The organism is Priestia sp. FW507-14D1A (genome assembly GCF_058781295.1).
This window is the reverse complement of record NZ_JBYSWQ010000001.1, coordinates 1,065,197-1,084,451: the sequence shown is the minus strand read 5'-3', so window position 1 is coordinate 1,084,451 and position 19,255 is coordinate 1,065,197. Positions and strand designations below refer to the sequence as shown.

General features: G+C 38.7%; 25 protein-coding genes. 22 read left to right on the top strand and 3 right to left on the bottom strand.

Annotation, left to right across the window (positions count from 1 at the left end; all coding sequences use genetic code 11):
• Positions 1–16: 16 nt before the first annotated feature.
• Positions 17–685, top strand: a complete 669-nt coding sequence (locus AC3WJG_RS06045; RefSeq protein ID WP_016765510.1) for a 3-oxoacid CoA-transferase subunit B — start codon at positions 17–19, stop codon at positions 683–685.
• A 64-nt stretch (positions 686–749) separates the two neighbouring features.
• Entirely contained in the window at positions 750–998 is a 249-nt protein-coding gene (locus AC3WJG_RS06040) for a YqkE family protein (protein WP_098326287.1), read from the top strand.
• A 27-nt stretch (positions 999–1,025) separates the two neighbouring features.
• On the opposite strand, the gene AC3WJG_RS06035 is transcribed toward AC3WJG_RS06040, so the two are convergent.
• Together AC3WJG_RS06035 and mciZ are read right to left on the bottom strand one after the other, a co-directional pair.
• Positions 1,026–1,943 carry an aldo/keto reductase gene (locus tag AC3WJG_RS06035; RefSeq protein WP_098658775.1) on the bottom strand — a complete coding sequence of 306 codons (918 nt, stop codon included), beginning with the start codon at positions 1,941–1,943 and terminating at the stop codon, positions 1,026–1,028.
• Between the two features lie 93 nt (positions 1,944–2,036).
• Complete coding sequence (gene mciZ / locus AC3WJG_RS06030) at positions 2,037–2,201, bottom strand: Z-ring formation inhibitor MciZ (protein ID WP_013059085.1); 165 nt, start codon at positions 2,199–2,201, stop codon at positions 2,037–2,039.
• 71 nt (positions 2,202–2,272) lie between these two features.
• Here mciZ and AC3WJG_RS06025 point away from each other — a divergent pair, with 71 nt between their 5' ends.
• From AC3WJG_RS06025 to lysA, 19 genes are all read left to right on the top strand, one after another.
• Positions 2,273–2,824: an NUDIX hydrolase gene (locus AC3WJG_RS06025; protein ID WP_013059084.1), complete on the top strand. Its 552-nt coding sequence runs from the start codon at positions 2,273–2,275 to the stop codon at positions 2,822–2,824.
• A gap of 327 nt (positions 2,825–3,151) precedes the next feature.
• On the top strand, positions 3,152–3,796 hold the full coding sequence (spoIIM, locus tag AC3WJG_RS06020; RefSeq protein ID WP_028410697.1) for a stage II sporulation protein M: 645 nt from the start codon (positions 3,152–3,154) through the stop codon (positions 3,794–3,796).
• A 112-nt stretch (positions 3,797–3,908) separates the two neighbouring features.
• Positions 3,909–4,361, top strand: a complete 453-nt coding sequence (fur, locus tag AC3WJG_RS06015) for a ferric iron uptake transcriptional regulator (protein WP_013059082.1) — start codon at positions 3,909–3,911, stop codon at positions 4,359–4,361.
• A 196-nt stretch (positions 4,362–4,557) separates the two neighbouring features.
• The gene (locus tag AC3WJG_RS06010) at positions 4,558–4,785 is read left to right on the top strand and encodes a YqzK family protein (RefSeq protein ID WP_013059081.1); all 228 of its coding nucleotides are present in this window, start codon (positions 4,558–4,560) and stop codon (positions 4,783–4,785) included.
• Between the two features lie 6 nt (positions 4,786–4,791).
• Positions 4,792–5,685 carry a site-specific tyrosine recombinase XerD gene (gene xerD / locus AC3WJG_RS06005; RefSeq protein ID WP_028410698.1) on the top strand — a complete coding sequence of 298 codons (894 nt, stop codon included), beginning with the start codon at positions 4,792–4,794 and terminating at the stop codon, positions 5,683–5,685.
• 197 nt (positions 5,686–5,882) lie between these two features.
• A complete protein-coding gene (gene deoB, locus AC3WJG_RS06000; RefSeq protein WP_098658774.1) occupies positions 5,883–7,064 on the top strand; it encodes a phosphopentomutase in 1,182 nt (393 codons plus the stop codon).
• 16 nt (positions 7,065–7,080) lie between these two features.
• Complete coding sequence (locus AC3WJG_RS05995) at positions 7,081–7,911, top strand: purine-nucleoside phosphorylase (RefSeq protein WP_098249277.1); 831 nt, start codon at positions 7,081–7,083, stop codon at positions 7,909–7,911.
• A gap of 116 nt (positions 7,912–8,027) precedes the next feature.
• Entirely contained in the window at positions 8,028–9,194 is a 1,167-nt protein-coding gene (locus tag AC3WJG_RS05990) for a D-alanyl-D-alanine carboxypeptidase family protein (RefSeq protein WP_028410701.1), read from the top strand.
• 102 nt (positions 9,195–9,296) lie between these two features.
• Positions 9,297–9,647, top strand: a complete 351-nt coding sequence (gene spoIIAA / locus AC3WJG_RS05985) for an anti-sigma F factor antagonist (protein WP_028410702.1) — start codon at positions 9,297–9,299, stop codon at positions 9,645–9,647.
• Positions 9,647–10,090 carry an anti-sigma F factor gene (spoIIAB, locus tag AC3WJG_RS05980; protein ID WP_013084935.1) on the top strand — a complete coding sequence of 148 codons (444 nt, stop codon included), beginning with the start codon at positions 9,647–9,649 and terminating at the stop codon, positions 10,088–10,090. Before spoIIAA ends, spoIIAB begins: the two co-directional genes overlap by 1 nt.
• A gap of 12 nt (positions 10,091–10,102) precedes the next feature.
• On the top strand, positions 10,103–10,864 hold the full coding sequence (sigF, locus tag AC3WJG_RS05975; protein ID WP_013059074.1) for an RNA polymerase sporulation sigma factor SigF: 762 nt from the start codon (positions 10,103–10,105) through the stop codon (positions 10,862–10,864).
• Between the two features lie 161 nt (positions 10,865–11,025).
• Positions 11,026–11,646: a stage V sporulation protein AA gene (locus tag AC3WJG_RS05970; RefSeq protein WP_098249274.1), complete on the top strand. Its 621-nt coding sequence runs from the start codon at positions 11,026–11,028 to the stop codon at positions 11,644–11,646.
• Entirely contained in the window at positions 11,636–12,058 is a 423-nt protein-coding gene (locus AC3WJG_RS05965; protein WP_074677429.1) for a stage V sporulation protein AB, read from the top strand. The genes AC3WJG_RS05970 and AC3WJG_RS05965 overlap by 11 nt, the downstream gene beginning before the upstream one ends.
• A gap of 18 nt (positions 12,059–12,076) precedes the next feature.
• Positions 12,077–12,538, top strand: a complete 462-nt coding sequence (gene spoVAC, locus AC3WJG_RS05960) for a stage V sporulation protein AC (RefSeq protein WP_025750442.1) — start codon at positions 12,077–12,079, stop codon at positions 12,536–12,538.
• A gap of 13 nt (positions 12,539–12,551) precedes the next feature.
• Positions 12,552–13,583 (top strand): stage V sporulation protein AD, encoded by a 1,032-nt coding sequence (gene spoVAD / locus AC3WJG_RS05955; RefSeq protein ID WP_013084932.1) that lies wholly within the window; start codon positions 12,552–12,554, stop codon positions 13,581–13,583.
• Positions 13,571–13,921, top strand: coding sequence for a stage V sporulation protein AE (gene spoVAE / locus AC3WJG_RS05950; protein ID WP_028410706.1), 351 nt, complete (start codon positions 13,571–13,573; stop codon positions 13,919–13,921). Before spoVAD ends, spoVAE begins: the two co-directional genes overlap by 13 nt.
• Before the next feature lie 6 nt (positions 13,922–13,927).
• Positions 13,928–14,494, top strand: coding sequence for a stage V sporulation protein SpoVABEA (spoVAEA, locus tag AC3WJG_RS05945; RefSeq protein WP_028410707.1), 567 nt, complete (start codon positions 13,928–13,930; stop codon positions 14,492–14,494).
• Positions 14,487–15,968: a spore germination protein gene (locus tag AC3WJG_RS05940; protein WP_028410708.1), complete on the top strand. Its 1,482-nt coding sequence runs from the start codon at positions 14,487–14,489 to the stop codon at positions 15,966–15,968. Before spoVAEA ends, AC3WJG_RS05940 begins: the two co-directional genes overlap by 8 nt.
• Positions 15,969–16,106: 138 nt before the next feature.
• Complete coding sequence (gene lysA / locus AC3WJG_RS05935) at positions 16,107–17,426, top strand: diaminopimelate decarboxylase (RefSeq protein WP_028410709.1); 1,320 nt, start codon at positions 16,107–16,109, stop codon at positions 17,424–17,426.
• A 50-nt stretch (positions 17,427–17,476) separates the two neighbouring features.
• Here the strand turns inward: lysA and AC3WJG_RS05930 are convergent, their stop codons facing one another.
• Complete coding sequence (locus tag AC3WJG_RS05930; protein ID WP_013059065.1) at positions 17,477–18,352, bottom strand: DUF1002 domain-containing protein; 876 nt, start codon at positions 18,350–18,352, stop codon at positions 17,477–17,479.
• A gap of 388 nt (positions 18,353–18,740) precedes the next feature.
• Between AC3WJG_RS05930 and AC3WJG_RS05925 the strand changes: the two genes are divergently transcribed.
• Positions 18,741–19,175 carry a peptidylprolyl isomerase gene (locus AC3WJG_RS05925; RefSeq protein WP_013059064.1) on the top strand — a complete coding sequence of 145 codons (435 nt, stop codon included), beginning with the start codon at positions 18,741–18,743 and terminating at the stop codon, positions 19,173–19,175.
• Positions 19,176–19,255 lie beyond the last annotated feature (80 nt).

The following is a 19,255-nucleotide window of genomic DNA, read 5'->3' as shown; positions in this document are numbered from 1 at the left end:
AGGGGAGAGATTTTTCATGATTGAAAACGGCGTGAACGTGAGAGAGCGAATTGCAAAACGTGCTGAAAAAGAAATTTTGGACGGATTTTATGTAAACCTTGGAATTGGTATTCCAACGCTTGTGGCTAATCATATCTCAGATAATAAAACGGTGGTGCTTCAGTCCGAAAACGGTTTGTTAGGCATTGGACCATATCCGAAAGAAGGAGAAGTAGATCCTGATTTAATTAATGCAGGTAAAGAAACCGTAACGGCGACAAAAGGCGCCTCTTACTTCGATAGTGCTGAATCGTTTGGAATGATTCGCGGAGGGCATATTAACATTGCGATTTTAGGAGGAATGGAAGTCTCAAAAACTGGTGACTTGGCAAACTGGATGATTCCTGGAAAAATGATTAAAGGAATGGGCGGTGCAATGGATTTAGTTCATGGAGCACAGCGCATCATTGTTATTATGGAACACGTGACGAGAAAAGATGAGCCTAAAATCTTAAATGAGTGCAGCCTCCCTCTGACAGGAAAAGAGGTAGTGGATCGTATTATTACAGATCGAGCGGTCATTGATATTACGGCAGAAGGTCTAAAGCTTGTTGAAGTAGCGAAAGGCTATACGGTAGAAGATATTCAACAATCTACAGAGCCAACTTTAATCATTGATGAACATGTAAAACTAGATGCATTTTGATTTTTGGTAACAAAAGCAAGAATATGATACAATATCTCTCAATTAAAGTAGCGGGGGAATTGTGATGGCTAAAAAAAAGCAAAAACAATCAGCACAAAAACAAAATGATCAGCTTAGTATTAAAGATCAGCTAAATGATAGCTTATTAAAACAGCTTCAAGCTAAAAAACAGGCGCTTTCTTTAAAAGAAGAAGAGCAGAAAGAAACAGAACGTAAAGAAGCTGCTCGAATTCGAAAAGAAAAAGAAAAAAATAAGTCGTTTGAAGAACTGTTAAATGAAAGTAATTTGAACTGGTCTGAATTTAAAAAATAAAAGCGCCTTTATCGGCGCTTTTATTTTTTAACGGTGAGCTTCGTATTGATTTGCTTTAAAGATCGATTGCAGCTTGCTGATTTCAGTAGGCTGAAGCGGGGAAGCCTCGACAGCTTTGATGTTTTCACGAAGCTGTGAAGAAGAGCTTGCTCCTGCTACAACCGAGGCTACCGTAGGATTAGCTAAACAGTATTGAAGTGCCGTTGAGTTTAGCGAGTGAGTTGGTCGTACGTGACAAAATTCTTCTATCGTTTTTGCTAATTCCGTACCGCTATAATCTAAGTAGCCCTTGCCCTCGAATGCAGCAAGCTTTTGCTCTCCTTTTTCGGTTAGCAGCCCTTTGGCTACTGGACCTCTCGCTACAACGCTAATGCCGTTATCATGTAAAAGCGGAAGTGCACTTTCTTCAGGACGTCTGTCTAACAAGCTGTATTGCATCATGACGCTGACAATAGAAGAATTTTGCACATACTCTCGAATCACATTTGGGCGAATAGATGAAATACCATAGTAGCGAATGACGCCTTCTTGTTTTAATTCTTCAAATGCTTCAATCGTTTCCTCAATATTGTCTTCAACAGTTCCTCCGTGCAGTTGATATAAATCGATGTAATCTGTTTGAAGACGGCGCAGGCTTTCTTTTACTTCGTCTTTTATGTAAGCTTTAGACGGATCCCACGTCCAGCTGTCTTTTGCATCATTCCAGCGATTCCCCACTTTTGTGGCTAAAATAATATCATTTCTGCGTTTTTTTAGGGCTTGTCCCACAAACTCCTCGTTTAAGCCAAAATCATATAAATCTGCTGTATCGAAATAATTAATGCCATATTCGAGAGCTTCATCAATCATATTGACAGCGTGTTTTTGTTCCGTTCCAAGAGACATGCACCCTAAACCTAATGTACTGACAAGCAAGTCTGAAGTACCTAAGCGTCTTTTTTCCATCTATGTCACTCCTTATTTTTTACTTGTTTCTATCTATTGTAGCGCTATGATAGAGGGAAACTCAAATAAGAAGATTAGAAAACTGCAGCACAATTAGTGTCTGCAGTCTGCTTGTTTGTAAGAATTGAAATTTTGAGAGATAGCGTTCGTCCATTCATCAACATACTGAAATTGTTCACCGTATTCTTTTAACTTTTGTTTGATTTCCCATGCTTTACCAACCAAAATGATTTGCTTCTCGTGAACATAAACTTTCATTTTTTCTACCTCCCAAGATTCGTATGATAGAATATATGTAAGAGTCAAAAAAATAGAACGAGGTGTAGAAAATGGATCATTTAACAGAAAAAATGCTGTCTTCTGAAAAGCTGTTTGGAGGCAGAGTGATTGATTTGTACTTAGAAGAAGTAGAGCTTCCAAACGGAAAAACGAGTACAAGAGAAGTAGTTAAGCACCCTGGAGCCGTAGCTGTCATTGCATTAACAAGCGATCATAAAATGGTTATGGTCAAACAGTATCGCAGGCCGATGGATCGTATTTTAGTCGAAATTCCAGCCGGCAAGCTAGAAAAAGGAGAAGAGCCGATTGTGACAGCAAAACGTGAGTTAGAAGAAGAAACGGGCTATACGACAGATTCGCTTAGCCATATTATTTCTTTTTATACATCACCAGGTTTTGCGGATGAGTTGGTGCACCTTTATTTAGCGGAAGATTTAAAAGTGATGACCACCAAAGCAGAATTAGACGAAGATGAATTTGTTGAAGTAATGGAAGTTACGGTAGATGAGGCCCTTACTCTTATTCAAAACAAGGAAATTTATGATGCAAAAACAGCCTATGCCGTGCAGTACTTACAGTTAAAAAGCGGATTAGGAGAGTAAGAGAGTTTTTTCTTTTACATACGAACGGCAATCTAGCAATTTAGAGGTTTACATTGAAACGTCATTTGATGTGAGAAAAAACAGGCATGCGTATATCTCTAACTTAAAAAAATGTGTGACAACCATATCTTAGTTTAAGGAACATCCGAACGATGAATAGAGATTCTTGATGGAGAATCAAATTCGTTCGGATTTTTTTAAGGTGATGGTGAATGCAGATTTCATTATGTCTCATTCTCTTTTTTTATTTGATAGATTCAAAAGATTCTTGGCATAGTTTTTGTACTCTATCATACACTCTATTAAGCGATTAATAGGAGGAAGACGATGAGAAAAAAACAATTGCCATTATCGTATGCAAGACATTTTCAAGAAAACAGTTCTATTTATTTGTTTGTGACCGTGCTGTTTTTAATGGGAATCATTTTTGGGGCTATTGTTGTAAATAGTTTGACGCTTGATCAAAAAGAAGACCTGTATTTTTATTTAAACCGGTTTTTCGGACAGGTAAAGAGTGGAGAAGTAGCAAGCAGCGTTGAAATGTTTCAGCAAAGTTTTTTTCATAATGTTAAATACTTAGGGCTCATTTGGATATTAGGAATCGCCATTATTGGTTTGCCTGTAGTGTTAATTCTGCTGTTTTTAAAAGGAATGGTGATTGGTTTTACCGTAGGCTTTTTAGTCAATCAAATGGGACTCTCTGGTTTTGCGCTATCTTTTGTATCTGTTATGCCGCAAAATATCTTTCTCATCCCGGCGTTTCTAATCTTGTCTGCAGCTTCCGTTGCCTTTTCTTTGAAGCTTGTGCGGCAGCAATTCTTTAAAAAAGCAGCGGAGCCAATTTCCGCATCCTTTTTACGCTATGGCGGCACGATGATTGCAATGATATGTTTGGTTGCCTGTGCGGCTACAGTTGAAGCCTACGTATCACCTACTTTAATGAAAAGTGTAATGGCTCTATTAAATAAATAAGAATAAGTATTAAGTAAAAAGAATTCTTTTTTCTTATTAATAATAACTTTATTTTGACACCCTCGACACATCTGATATAATGGATTAGTGAATGGCGAGGGAGGGAATAATTATGGAAAGTCGAATTGAGCGAATTAAGCAGCAGTTGCACTCAGCTAGCTATAAATTGACACCTCAACGTGAGGCGACTGTAAGAGTACTTCTTGAACATGAAGAGGATCATTTAAGTGCCGAAGATGTATATCTCCTCGTCAAGGAAAAGTCTCCGGAAATTGGATTGGCAACTGTTTATCGTACGTTAGAATTGTTAACTGAACTTAAAATTGTTGATAAAATAAACTTTGGCGATGGCGTTTCTCGCTACGATTTAAGACAAGAAGGAGCCGCACACTTTCATCATCACCTTGTGTGTATGGAATGTGGATCTGTGGACGAAATTCAAGAAGATTTGCTTGAAGACGTTGAAGAAATTGTGGAAAAGCAATGGAATTTTAAAATTAAAGATCACCGCTTGACATTTCATGGCATTTGCCATCGCTGTCAGGATAAAGAAGACAAGCAGTAAAAGCCTTTTCCCTAATGGAGAAGGTTTTTTGTTGTACATAAATAGAAAAAAATAACGAGATTACAAGCTACATGGTTTTATAGAAAGAAAGGAAATGACCAGGAGAGCACTCAGCGTGTAAAGGCAAGAAACATGTATAAAACCTGTCCCAATTGGCATATCTTCTAATAGAATCAAAAATTGGAGGAATTGTTTCATGAAATCATGGGCTGAAATGGTATATAATACATGTAAAGTATTTATCTTATTTACCGGGTTTACTCTTTTGTTTTATTTTGGAATGATATGGGTATCTCAAGAGTATCAAAATTATAAACGTTATGATGAGCCGTCGGGTTCAGCAGTTAAGGTCATGCAAGCAAGTGTGAACAAAGATCAGACGTGGCTAGAGCGTTTATTTATGTTTTATCAAAACGGGGAGTAGAGGCTATTGAATGATCAAATTCAAGATTTTATTCATTATTTAGTAGTAGAGCGGGGACTGGCGAAAAATACGATTGACTCATATGAGCGAGACTTAAAAAAGTATGCTCAATATTTAGAGCATGTAGAGCAGCTGAAATCATTTAATGAAGTAACAAGACTTCACATCGTTAATTTTCTGAAATATTTAAGTGATCAGCAAAAGTCATCTAAAACGATTGCGAGACATGTGGCTTCAACTAGATCCTTTCATCAATTCTTACTAAGAGAAAAAGCAGCGGATACAGATCCATCCGTTCACATTGATACTCCGCAGCTTGAGCGCAAGCTGCCAAAAGTGCTAAATGCAGAGGAAGTAGAGGCGCTGTTAAATGTGTTTGATACTTCGACGCCTTTTGGCGTGCGAGACAAAGCGATGCTTGAGTTGCTTTATGCTACTGGAATTCGTGTGTCTGAACTCGTTAACTTAAATATTGATGATGCACATTTGACGATGGGATTTATTCGTTGTATCGGAAAAGGGAATAAAGAAAGAATTGTCCCTATCGGAAGGTTGGCAACGGAGGCAATTGAAGAGTATCTACAGCATAGCCGGAGTGTTTTAACAAAGCAAAAGGAACAGGACAAAGCACTTTTTGTTAATCATCACGGAAGGCGTTTAACAAGGCAGGGGTTTTGGAAAATATTAAAAAAATTAGCTTCTGAAGCAAAAATTGAAAAAGAATTAACTCCTCATACGTTACGGCATTCGTTTGCTACTCATTTGTTAGAGAACGGCGCGGACTTGAGAGCTGTTCAAGAAATGCTCGGGCATGCGGATATTTCGACCACTCAAATTTATACACATGTTACAAAAGCACGTTTAAAAGATGTATACAATCAGTTTCATCCGCGAGCGTAGGAAGATTCCAATGTCCAGTGAGTTCATAGACATTGGTTTTTTTGATTGAAAACACTTTCATTCATGTGTACAAAAAAATAAAAAGCGTCTATACTAATAGAGAGGTCAGACTTCTGACCAATAAGAGAAGATGGTTAAATTATTTCCAAACGGGAATTTTATAGAGAATAAATAAATTGATATTTGGAGGGAATAAAATGGCGCATACATATAAACGCGTATTTTTAATTGTCATGGATTCAGTAGGTATCGGTGAATCGCCGGATGCTGAAAAATACAATGATAAAGGTGCTGATACGTTTGGTCATATTGCAGAGCACTGCAACGGTCTTCATATGCCCAATATGGCTAAGCTTGGCCTAAGCAATATCCGTGAAATTAAAGGAATCGATAAAGCCGAAAAACCGTTGGCTTACTATACAAAAATGCAGGAAGCTTCTGCAGGAAAAGATACAATGACAGGCCATTGGGAGATTATGGGTCTTAATATTGATACGCCTTTTAATGTATTTCCAGACGGATTTCCAGAAGAGCTGATTTCACAATTAGAAGAAAAAACAGGTCGGAAAATCATTGGGAACAAACCAGCGTCTGGTACAGAAATTTTGGATGAGCTAGGAAAACAACATATGGAAACAGGTGACTTAATCGTCTATACATCAGCAGATTCTGTTTTGCAGATTGCTGCTCATGAAGAAATTGTTCCAATTGATGAATTGTACAAAATTTGTGAGATTGCTCGTGAATTAACGCTTGATGATCCATATATGATTGGACGTGTTATTGCTCGCCCGTTTTTAGGTGAACCAGGTAACTTTACACGTACATCCAATCGTCATGACTATGCATTAAAGCCTTTTGGACGTACAGTAATGAATGAATTAAAAGACCATAACATCGATGTTATTGCTATCGGTAAAATTTCTGATATTTACGACGGAGAAGGGGTAACAAAATCTCTTCGTACCAAATCGAATATGGACGGCATGGATAAGCTAGTTGATACATTAAACATGGACTTCACAGGCTTAAGCTTCTTAAATTTAGTTGATTTTGATGCTCTCTATGGTCATCGCCGTGATCCACAAGGATACGGGCAAGCGCTTGAAGAATATGATGCACGCTTAGAAGAAGTATTTGATTTATTAAAAGAAGATGATTTATTGATTATTACAGCTGATCATGGAAATGACCCAGTTCATCATGGGACAGACCATACGCGTGAATACGTGCCGCTTCTTGTGTACAATAAAGGCATGCAAGAAGGAAAAGAACTTTCTATTCGTCAAACGTTTGCGGATATTGGCGCAACGGTAGCAGAAAATTTTGGCGTAGCAATGCCTAAGCATGGAAAAAGTTTTTTAAAAGAGCTGAATTAAGCAGGGGGAATGGAGTATGAAAAAAGAATATATCGAAAAAGCAGCAGCATATATTAAAAATCAATCAGCTGTTACACCAACAATTGGACTTATTTTAGGTTCTGGGCTAGGGGTATTAGCTGACGAAATTGAAGGCGCGGTAAAAATTCCGTATAACGACATTCCTGAGTTCCCGGTTTCAACAGTTGAAGGTCACGCAGGTCAATTAGTAATAGGTACTATTCATGACGTACCGGTTGTAGCTATGCAAGGACGTTTTCACTTTTATGAAGGGTATGCCCTTGATAAAGTAACATTTCCAGTGCGCGTAATGAAAGAAATCGGTGTAGAAACGTTGATTGTAACGAATGCAGCGGGCGGAGTGAACGAATCCTTTAATCCAGGAGACTTAATGATTATTTCTGATCATATTAATAACTTTGGAACCAACCCTTTGATTGGACCTAATGACTCTGATTTTGGAGTAAGGTTCCCGGATATGTCAACTGCTTACTGCAAGGATCTTCGTCAATTAGCGAAGAAAGTAGGAGCTGATTTAAATATCGCCTTACAAGAAGGTGTATATGTAGGAAATACAGGTCCAACATATGAAACGCCTGCTGAAGTACGCATGCTTCGCATTATCGGGGGAGACGCGGTCGGCATGTCTACAGTGCCGGAAGTTATTGTCGCACGCCATGCAGGTATGAAAGTACTAGGTATTTCTTGTATTTCTAATATGGCAGCTGGCATTTTAGATCAGCCGTTAAATCATGAAGAAGTGATTGAAACGACTGAAAAAGTAAAGCAGCAGTTTTTATCTCTTGTAAAAGAAGTAGTAAAGCAGCTTCCAGCTTATCAACAATAAGAAGAAAATATGACTTCAAGCATCGAGAATTTCTCGATGCTTTTTTTATTTGGTTTAGTATAAATCGATTATACCTTGGAAAAAATAGGTTGTATAAAGAATGGAGGTTTGTGGAGATGAAGCGAACTATTGTAAAGTTACTCGTTGTCATATTTTTATTTCCACTTATGACGCAACCTGTTTTAGCCGCAGAAAAAAAGAATTCTGAGCTTGCTGACAGTGCTAGGTCAGCTATTTTAATTGAACGGGATACAGGAAAAATTCTATACGAAAAAAATAGTAATCAAGAACTTCCCCCTGCCAGTATGACTAAAATTATGACAATGATTTTAATTATGGAGGCTTTGGATAAAGGGAAAATTACCTTAAAAGATAAAGTGCGGGCAAGTGAATATGCCGCTTCAATGGGGGGCTCACAAATCTTTTTAGAGCCCGGAGAAGAAATGACGGTAAATGATTTGCTAAAAGGGATTGCGATAGGTTCTGGTAACGATGCTTCTATGGCAATGGCTGAATATTTAGCTGGATCAGAAGAAAAATTTGTAGCAAAGATGAACCAAAAAGCGAAAGAGCTTGGTTTGACTCATACAAAATTTCAAAATCCGACAGGCCTGCCCGTAGAAAATCACTATAGTACAGCTCATGATATGGCCATGATGGGCAGAGAGCTGCTAAAGTATGAAAAAATTATTAACTATACAAGTAAATATGAAGCTTATTTACGTACGGATACAGATAAGAAGTTTTGGTTAGTAAATACAAATCGCTTAGTGAAGTTTTATCCCGGCGTTGATGGACTCAAAACCGGATTTACAGGTCAAGCTAAATATTGCCTAACAGCTACCGCTAAAAAGGGAAATATGCGTGTGTTAGCGGTTGTATTCGGTGCAAGCACGCCAAAAGATCGCAATAATCAAGTAACCAAAATGTTAGATTACGCGTTCAGTCAATATACAACGAAGCCTTTATACAAAAAAGGAGACGTCATTACCAAGATAGATGTAAACAAGGGTAGCGAAGATCAGGTAACAGCTGTTACGTCCGAGCCTATTTCTGTTTTATTGAAAAAAGGAAATGCAGCCAAAGATGTTAAAACAGAAGTGAAAATGAACGAGAAGTTAAATGCGCCTATTCAAAAAGGCGACAAAATTGGAACGTTGACCATTAAGAAGGATAACAAAGTAGTTAGTTCTTCACCACTTCTTGCAAAAGAAGATATCGATGCTGCTTCTTGGTGGAAGATATTCAAACGTACATTCTCTATTTTCTCTCAAACATCTTAAACAGCTAAATGTGACGAAATAGAACTAGTTTTGTCGGTGAGAAGGATTCTATTCTGTCGGCAGCGAAAGACTGACTATAAGATTTCCGAGGAGGTTTGTATAGTGAGTCTTTCGATTGAATTGGAATTCAAACAAGATGTCTTGTTGGTTCGATTAACTGGAGAATTAGATCATCATGCGGCAGAAGAGCTAAGAAGCAAAATCACCGAAGCGATAGAGAAGGAATCTATCAGCCATTTGATTTTAAATTTACAGCATTTAACCTTTATGGACAGCTCTGGCTTGGGGGTTATTTTAGGGAGATACAAACAGGTTCATAATAACGGCGGGGAAATGGTTGTATGTGCTATTTCTCCTGCCGTAGAACGTTTGTTTAATATGTCAGGCTTATTTAAAATTATTCGTTTTGAACCTAATGAAGAAAACGCGCTTCAAAAATTGGGGGTGGCATAATGAAAAATCAAATGAACCTCCAATTTTCCGCGCTTAGTCAAAATGAATCGTTTGCCCGCGTCACGGTAGCATCATTTATTACGCAGTTAGATCCAACAATGGATGAGCTAACAGAAATTAAAACAGTCGTATCTGAAGCAGTAACAAATGCTATTATTCACGGCTACGAAAGCAATCCGGATGGTGTGGTATACATTTCTGTGACGCTTCATGAAGATGGTGTAGTCGAGCTGATGATTCGTGATGAAGGAATTGGTATCGATAACGTGGATGAAGCCAAACAGCCTTTATACACAACGAAGCCAGATCTAGAACGTTCTGGGATGGGTTTCACCATAATGGAAAACTTTATGGACGAAATTCGAGTGGAGTCAACTGTATTAGAAGGTACGACCTTATATTTAAAAAAGCACTTAACAAATAGTAAAGCGCTATGTAATTAAGGAGACTTGCCAATGGATGTGGAGGTCAAAAAAAATAAAAACGAACCGTATTTAAAGGATCATGAAGTTAAAGACCTCATCAAGCGCAGTCAGCAAGGTGATCAAATTGCACGAGATACAATCGTCCAAAAAAATATGCGGCTCGTTTGGTCGGTTGTTCAACGTTTTATTAACCGTGGTTATGAGCCCGATGATTTATTTCAAATTGGATGTATAGGGCTATTAAAGTCCGTTGATAAATTTGACTTATCGTATGATGTTAAATTTTCAACATATGCTGTTCCAATGATTATTGGTGAAATTCAGCGATTTATTCGTGATGATGGCACGGTAAAGGTTAGCCGTTCTCTGAAAGAAATGAGCAATAAAATACGTAAAGCAAAAGACGAGCTTTCCAAATTACTTGGACGCGTCCCTACAGTCGCTGAGGTTGCAGAACATTTGGATCTCACTCCTGAAGAAGTAGTGCTAGCTCAAGAAGCTAATCGTGCTCCTTCGTCTATTCACGAGACGGTCTATGAAAATGATGGGGATCCAATTACCCTTCTTGACCAAATTGCTGATCATACGGAAGCGAAGTGGTTTGATAAAATTGCCTTAAAAGAAGCAATTGAAGAACTTGATGAGCGTGAAAAGCTCATTGTCTATTTGAGGTATTACAAAGATCAAACTCAGTCTGAAGTGGCCGCAAGGCTGGGAATTTCTCAAGTTCAGGTATCGAGGCTTGAGAAGAAAATCTTAAAACAAATGAAGCTGCATATGAATGATACGTAATACTTAAGAAGCAATCCGTTTTGCTATTCAAAGAAGAATAGTGAAACGGATTGCTTTTTTTATTTGGTAATTAATGGTCTGTTCAGAAACGTGAATTAGAAAATTTAAGAAAATCCATACTACTCGTACAGGGAGATAATGAATCGTAAGGTGTGATATGAATGGAAAACGTTCTTTATCTTAAAATGAGGCATCGTATTCAAGTAAAACCTGATGAGGCTGTAAATATTGGACAATTAGCAATGGTTATAGCAGGAGATTCTGTTCAAAAGCAAATTGAAAAGCTAGTTGTATATCAAGTAAGTATGAGTGATCGAAATATTATCATTGTTGATTTAATGAAGGTAATTGAAAAAGTTACCTCTCAGTATCCGCATTTAGACATTCAGACGATTGGACCCGCTCAAACGATTGTAGAGGTCGTGTATAAAAAGAAACAATATTCCTTTTTGTTTTTTCTAGCTGTTTGGTTTCTTCTCTTCATCGGAGCTGCTTTGGCAATTATGAACTTTCACGAAGATGTGAGTATGAAACAAGTACATCAAAAATTGTTCTATATGCTGACCGGTCTGAGAGATAAGCAGCCTTTGCTGATTCAAGTGCCTTACTCTATCGGTTTAGGCTTGGGAATGATTCTGTTTTTTAACCATGTCTTTAGAAAACGAATTAATGAAGAGCCTAGTCCTCTCGAAGTCGAAATGTTTAATTACCAGCAAGACTTAGATCAATACGTCATTATGCACGAGAATAAAGAAAGTATGAAAAAAATTGATGATCATTAACATTGTGATGACCATTGTAATTGGACTTGCGGGAGGACTGGCTGCAGGTGCTGGGTTTGTAGCATTTTTGACGGTGCTGGGCATTATTCCGCGTTTGATGCAGCTGACCAAAACCATGAAATATATTCAAGCATATGAATGGGGAGTAGTAGGGGGTGCTGTTACAGGCGGTTGGTGCAGTCTTCATCAATACACGTGGCAGTTTCCTGTGGTGTTCATTATGATCATAGGTCTAACGAGCGGTATTTTTATTGGAATGTTGGCAGCAGCGTTAACAGAAGTGCTTAATGTATTGCCGACGTTAACGAAACGAATAGGAATGGAAGGCAAGCTTATTTTATTGTTAATGGCCATTGTACTAGGCAAAGTATGCGGATCATTATTTCATTGGATTTATTTTGTTAATCAATAAGAAAAGGATGTATGTAACATGGCAAATAATCAAAAATTAAAAGATAACTATCAAGAAAGCATTAAACCATTTCAGCCTAAACCTTCATATGTGGCAAATTGCCTAAAAGCCTTTTTGGTAGGGGGAATCATTTGTACACTAGGACAGGCAATTCAAAATTTCTATATTGCATTTTTTGACTTTAATGAAAAAAATGCAGGTAATCCTACCGTTGCAACTCTTATTTTAATATCTGCGCTCTTAACCGGGTTTGGGATATACGATCGTATTGGTCAATTCGCAGGTGCAGGTTCAGCCGTTCCTGTTACGGGTTTTGCCAATTCCATGACGAGTGCAGCGCTTGAACATCGAAGTGAAGGGATTGTTCTTGGAATTGCGACGAACATGTTCAAACTGGCTGGAAACGTCATTGTATTTGGAACGGTTTCGGCTTACGTTGTAGGAATCATTCGCTACCTTTTTAAAACTTATTTGCTATGAAAAGAGGGGGATTATGAGAAAAACTGGGAAGCAAACGTGGGTTTATGAAAATCCTATTTATATTAACGCCACGGGAACAGCTGTAGGACCAAAAGAAGCAGATGGACCGTTAGGAGAAACATTTGATATTACACATAAAGATTTGCACTGTGAAGAAGACAACTGGGAGTTGGCTGAAAGAAGGCTGATGACGGAGTCCATTGATTCCTGCTTGCAAAAAATAAATTTATCCTATGAAGACGTTGATTTGTTTTTGGCTGGAGATTTATTAAATCAAAACGTAACGGCTAATTTTGTAGCCCGGCATAACCAAATTCCATTTCTATGCATGTTTGGCGCTTGCTCCACATCGATGGAAACACTTGCAACAGGAGCAGCTCTTGTAGATGCAGGGTTTGCTAATCGTGTTATTGCATCAGCGAGCAGTCATAACGCAACGGCTGAGCGCCAATTTCGAAATCCTACCGAGTACGGAGGACAAAAACCAGATACAGCAACGGCAACCATTACGGGAGCAGGGGCAGCGCTGGTCTCGAAAGAAAAAGGTATTGTGCGTCTGACGTCTGCAACGATTGGTCGGGTAATGGATTACGGGATTAAAAATGCAAACGACATGGGTTCTGCTATGGCACCAGCTGCTGCAGATACCATTCAAAGACATTTGGAAGACTTAAACGTTGCTCCAAGCGAGTATGATCTTATTTTAACAGGAGATTTATCTGGTGTAGGAAGTCCAATCTTAAAACAGCTGCTCAAGGATGAAGGCTACGATATATCAACCAATCATAATGATTGCGGATTAATGGTATACCGCCCTGATCAAAATGTATTTGCAGGAGGAAGCGGCTGCGGCTGCTCGGCCATTGTCACGTATGGGCATATTTTAAATGAATTAAAATCAGGAAACTTAAAAAAAGTGTTTATGGTAGCAACAGGAGCTCTTTTAAGTCCAACGATGATTCAGCAAAAAGAGTCAATTCCAACAATTGCTCATGGCGTCGTCTTAGAACATATTGGGGAGGGGGATGATCAATGGAGTATGTAATAGCTTTTGCTGTAGGAGGAATCATTTGCGTTATTGGGCAGCTGCTGCTAGATCTTGCTAAGCTTACTCCAGCACATGTTATGAGTTCATTTGTAGTTGCAGGAGCGATTTTAGATGGATTTGGTCTTTATGATAAGTTAATTGAATTTGCTGGCGCCGGAGCGACGGTTCCAATTACAAGCTTTGGTCATTCTTTGCTGCACGGAGCGATGAAGCAAGCGGATGACCATGGACTTATTGGAATTGGGATTGGGATTTTTGAACTTACCTCCGCTGGAATTTCAGCAGCTATTTTATTTGCTTTTATTATCGCGTTAATCTTTAAACCGAAAGGATAAAAGATTATGAAAAAAAGAAGGGTCATTATTGTAACCGATGGGGACGAATATGCACGCAAAGCAATTGAGCATGTAGCTAAATCGGTTGGTGGCAGATGCATTTCGAGGTCATATGGAAACCCTACTACGTTAACAGGCAGTCAAACGGTAGAGTTAATTCTTCAAGCACCATATGATCCTGTCTTTGTGATGTTTGACGATAGCGGTTTCTTAGAGGAAGGGCCTGGGGAAGTTGCTTTGCTCCATGTAGCAAAGCATCCTCAAGTAGAAGTTCTTGGAGTGATTGCCGTTGCATCACGTACTCATCAAAGCGAATGGACAAGAGTGGATGTGACCATTGATCGTTTTGGAGAAATATCGCATTACGGAGTGGATAAAAGCGGAATTCAAGAGTTAGAAGTCGGACGAATTAATGGAGATACAGTTTACTGCTTGGATCAGCTTGATATTCCCTTAGTTGTAGGAATAGGGGATATCGGCAAAATGGCTAGGATGGATGATGTTAAACTGGGATGTCCTATTACAGAAAAAGCAGCAAGACTTATTTTAGAAAGGAGTGGTTCGTTTGGATAAGCTAGCAGAGCAGAAAACAGCTATTTTTTCGAAAGTACAAAAAAACGATCAGTGGTTCAAAGAAAATGCTAGTATGAACACAAGTTTTGATGTGGGCGTGCGTAAACTGCTTATTTTGGATCGAGAAGTTCACGTTTACTATGTAACAGGACTGTGCGATAGTTCATTTATTATTGAAATTACAAAAGTGCTCGTTCAAATTAATGATAATGAAGTTGAACGGGCAAAGCTGAAGGATATTGTTGAAAACCGTCTTATTCATCAGCAAGTCAAGCCTCTAAAGACGCTGGATGATGGAATGGTGTCGGTTTTATCAGGACTGCTATTCGTTTTAATTGACGGTGAAGAAGTTGGCTTTGAAGTCGATGTGCGTACATATCCTGGCAGATCCCCTGAAGAAGCCGATACAGAGAAAGTAATTCGCGGAGCAAGAGATGGATACACTGAAAACATCATTATCAATACAGCGTTAACAAGAAGACGAATTCGTGACGGAAGATTTCGTTTTGAAATTATGAAGGTAGGCGAACGATCAAAACTGGACGTAGCGATTGGGTACATAAATGGCGTAGCTGATCCAGGGCTGGTTAAACTGATAAAAGATGAACTTGAAGCAATTGATATAGATGGTTTGCCGATGGCTGACAAATCAATTGAAGAGTTTTTAGTCAAACAAGGAATTAATCCTTTTCCAATGGTACGTTATACAGAACGTCCGGACACAGCAGCAGCTCATGTACTAGAAGGGCATGTAATCATTATTACCGATACGTCTCCAAGCGTTATTATTACGCCAACTACGCTGTTTCATCACGTACAGCATGCAGAAGAATACAGGCAGTCTCCTTCTGTAGGAACGTTTATTCGCTGGATACGTTTTTTAGGAATTCTAGCTTCTCTTTTCTTATTACCGCTATGGCTATTATTTGTACTTGAGCCAGACTTGCTGCCGTCAAAACTGCAGTTTATTGGACCAAACGAAGCAACAAATATTCCAACTGTTGTTCAAATTTTCTTAGCTGATTTTGGGATTGAATTTCTGAGGATGGCGGCGATTCATACGCCGACGCCGCTTGCCACGGCGATGGGCTTGATTGCCGCCGCGCTTATTGGGCAAATTGCTATTGATGTAGGTCTCTTTGTTCCGGAGGTTATTTTGTATGTGGCTATTGCAGCAATTGGTTCGTTTGCAACGCCAAGCTATGAGTTAGCAGTAGCAAATAAAATGCTGCGATTGTTTCTGTTAATTTTTGTGGCGGCCTTTCATACTCCAGGGTTTCTTATTGCAACAACGTGTATCATTCTCTATATGGCGCGATTAAAATCGTTGAATACGCCTTATTTGTGGCCGTTTCTTCCATTCAACCCGCAGGCTTTATGGCAGATTATCATTCGCACACCGGTTCCTGGAGCAAATCCGCGTCCTAGTATTGTACATCCGCAGGACAAAGACCGCCAGCCTGCAAAACCTTAAACAAAATATGTGGTTGAAACCTGTATGAAGATGTGATAGATTTGTTTTAAATATGGAAAATAATAAATATTTAGACAGTTAGCAGCGAATTGCCGTTAACTGTCTTTTTTACACTATACACAGGAACGGGGTCTAAACATGTTTTTACACGGAACAAGTCGCATAAATAAGCAGGGTCATCTTGAAATTGGTGGAGTTGATACGGTTGAATTAGCATCAAATTTTGGGACACCCCTTTACGTATATGACGTGGCTTTAATTCGGCAGCGTGCTAGAGGATTTAAAGAAACATTTGAAAAGCATGGGGTAAAAGCACAGGTCGCTTATGCAAGCAAAGCTTTTTCTACAATTGCCATGGTCCAAGTCGTTCATGAAGAAGGTCTTTCGTTAGACGTTGTTTCGGGAGGAGAACTGTACACGGCTTTAGCAGCTGACTTTCCGAAAGAACGGATTCATTTTCATGGAAACAATAAAAGCCGAGCAGAACTAGAAATGGCTATCAAAGAAGATGTAGGATGTATTGTAGTTGACAATTTTTATGAGATTTCATTACTTCAGGAAATAACGGAACAGTATCAAAAAAAGATGCCTGTTCTTCTCAGATTAACACCCGGAATTGAAGCTCATACACATGATTATATCTTGACAGGGCAGGAAGACTCGAAGTTTGGGTTTGATCTTCAAAACGGTCAAGCAGACGAAGCTGTGCGTCTTGTACAAAATAGCAAGGGGCTAGAACTTTTAGGTATTCACTGTCATATAGGATCTCAAATTTTTGAAACAACCGGATTTATTATGGCGACTCAAAAGCTTTTTGCAAAAATGAAAGAGTGGAAACAACGTATAGAATTTGTTCCGCAAGTATTAAATTTAGGCGGGGGCTTTGGTATTCGTTATACGGAAGAAGATCAGCCTATTCCTGTTTCGCAGTATGTGGAAGTTATTATAGAAGAGGTCAAAAAGCAGTCTAAACAGTTAGAGGTAGAAATTCCTGAAATTTGGATTGAACCCGGCCGCTCTCTTGTAGGAGATGCTGGAACGACCCTGTATTCAATTGGTTCTCGTAAACATGTGCCTAATGTACGTGAATATGTAGCGATTGATGGAGGAATGAACGACAATATCCGTCCGGCGCTGTATCAAGCGAAATATGAAGCGGTCATTGCCAATCGAATGAATGATGAGAGTGATGAGCTTGTATCTATTGCGGGTAAGTGCTGCGAATCGGGGGATATGCTGATGTGGGATGTACATCTTCCAAAAGCAAACCCAGATGATTTATTAGCGATGTTTTGTACAGGCGCATACGGTTATTCTATGGCAAGTCACTATAACCGTTTGCCAAAGCCAGCTGTCGTGTTCGTAGAAGATGGAGAAGCACAGCTAGTCGTAAAACGCGAAACGTATGAAGACATTGTAAAAAATGACGTGAAATACAAAGTGACGGTAAAAAAGTAACGAGTGATTAACGTAAAAAAAAGAGCCTCTTGTTCAAGAGGCTCTTTTTTTTATGAGAATAACGATTTAATAGCATTAATAATATCAACAAAGAATTGCTTTAATTTATCAAGAAATGATTGGCCTTCTTCTGACTGAAGAAATGTTGTTACTTTTTCCTTTGTCGCGGAAAGTTGGTCTTTTACTTGATTCCAATCGATGTTCATATCTTTTAAACGATTGAAAAAATCAACAAGTGTATTAAGCTCTGAATCTGTTAATTTAATACCTAAATCATCAGCCACTCGCTGAATTAACGTGCGTAAATCATCCTTTGTTTGAGGATTTTCTTTGGCAATTTCTTCTTTAATCGTTGCCATAAACTGCGCTGCTTTTTCTTTACCGATTTTTTCACCAAGCTCAGATGTCTGGACCATCTCTTCATTGGCTGCTTTTTTTACTTCTTCTGGGATTTTTTGATCTGTTTGAACTTCATATGCTTTCATAATACCTGTTAAAGCAGCTGTACCAGATACTTCAAATGGAGCGGTAATCTGGATTTTTGCATCTTTAACGCCGGCGGTCATCAAAGCATTAATATACATGTCGTCTGTAATACCATTAATATTTTGAGTTGATACGCTTAAACCTGAATCTTTTGAACCAAGGGTAATACTAGAAGATGAAATAGCACGAGATCCAATAGTAGCCTTTGGAATAAAGTCACCTAAATATTCATGCTCTTCTTGGTTTGTCACGGTTACTGTTTGAGCATTGCTTGGTGCATCGAGGTCATTTAATACCTGTTGCTTCTGAGAGCTGGTTAAGTCCTGACCTAATGTAATAATAACATCGCCCGGCGCAGCATCTGCAAAACTTTTTAAGGGTGCGGTTAGGAATAGAAGAAGACCTAATGTCACCATCATTGCTTTTATCGTTAATTTCAAACCTTTTTCCTCCTTTAATCCCATACTTGCCCTATTATAATACGGGCAGGTCTGAAGTAACAGAGTCAATTCATCATTTTCCCATAAATCAGTCTAGAGGCGTAGATTTCTATATGAAATGAAATCTATGTATCTCTATCACTGTATTAGACGGATGATACTATAAAAAGTTTCATCTCACAACTACTATTTTTTATTTAGAGCCCTACGAGAAGAAAGTGAAGAAGTGCATTCATTGAATTCATGAGCTTGTTTGTAGTAGAATAGAGTGAGTTTATAAATGTAAGTGTTCTACTCTAGGTGGCACTTACAACTTTTACGTTTTGCCGCTTTGATAGGGAAAACAGAGCCTATAGCGGTACTAATACATATATTGGAGGTCATTTATATGAAAAAAGCAAGTATTCTAATGGAAAATGGCGAAAAAATTCTAATCGATTTATTTCCGAACGAAGCACCAGGAACAGTAGAAAACTTTGAAAAGTTAGCTAATGAAGGATTCTACAACGGCGTAACGTTCCACCGCGTTATCCCTGGATTTGTTTCTCAAGGAGGAGACCCAACTGGTACAGGTGCTGGCGGCCCTGGCTACTCAATTAAATGTGAAACAGAAGGAAACCCTCACAAACATGAAGCGGGTTCTCTATCAATGGCACATGCTGGTAAAGACACAGGCGGCAGTCAGTTCTTTCTTGTTCATGAGCCACAGCCTCATTTGAACGGTGTTCACACTGTATTTGGGAAAGTAACAGAAGGACTTGATACAGTGTTAAAAATGAAAAATGGCGACGTAATGAAAGAAGTAAAAGTCTGGGAAGAATAAGAGCATATTGCTATAAATGGATATTAGCTGATAAAACGTCATAACAACCTTTTACAGGGGGTTACGGCGTTTTTTCTTCG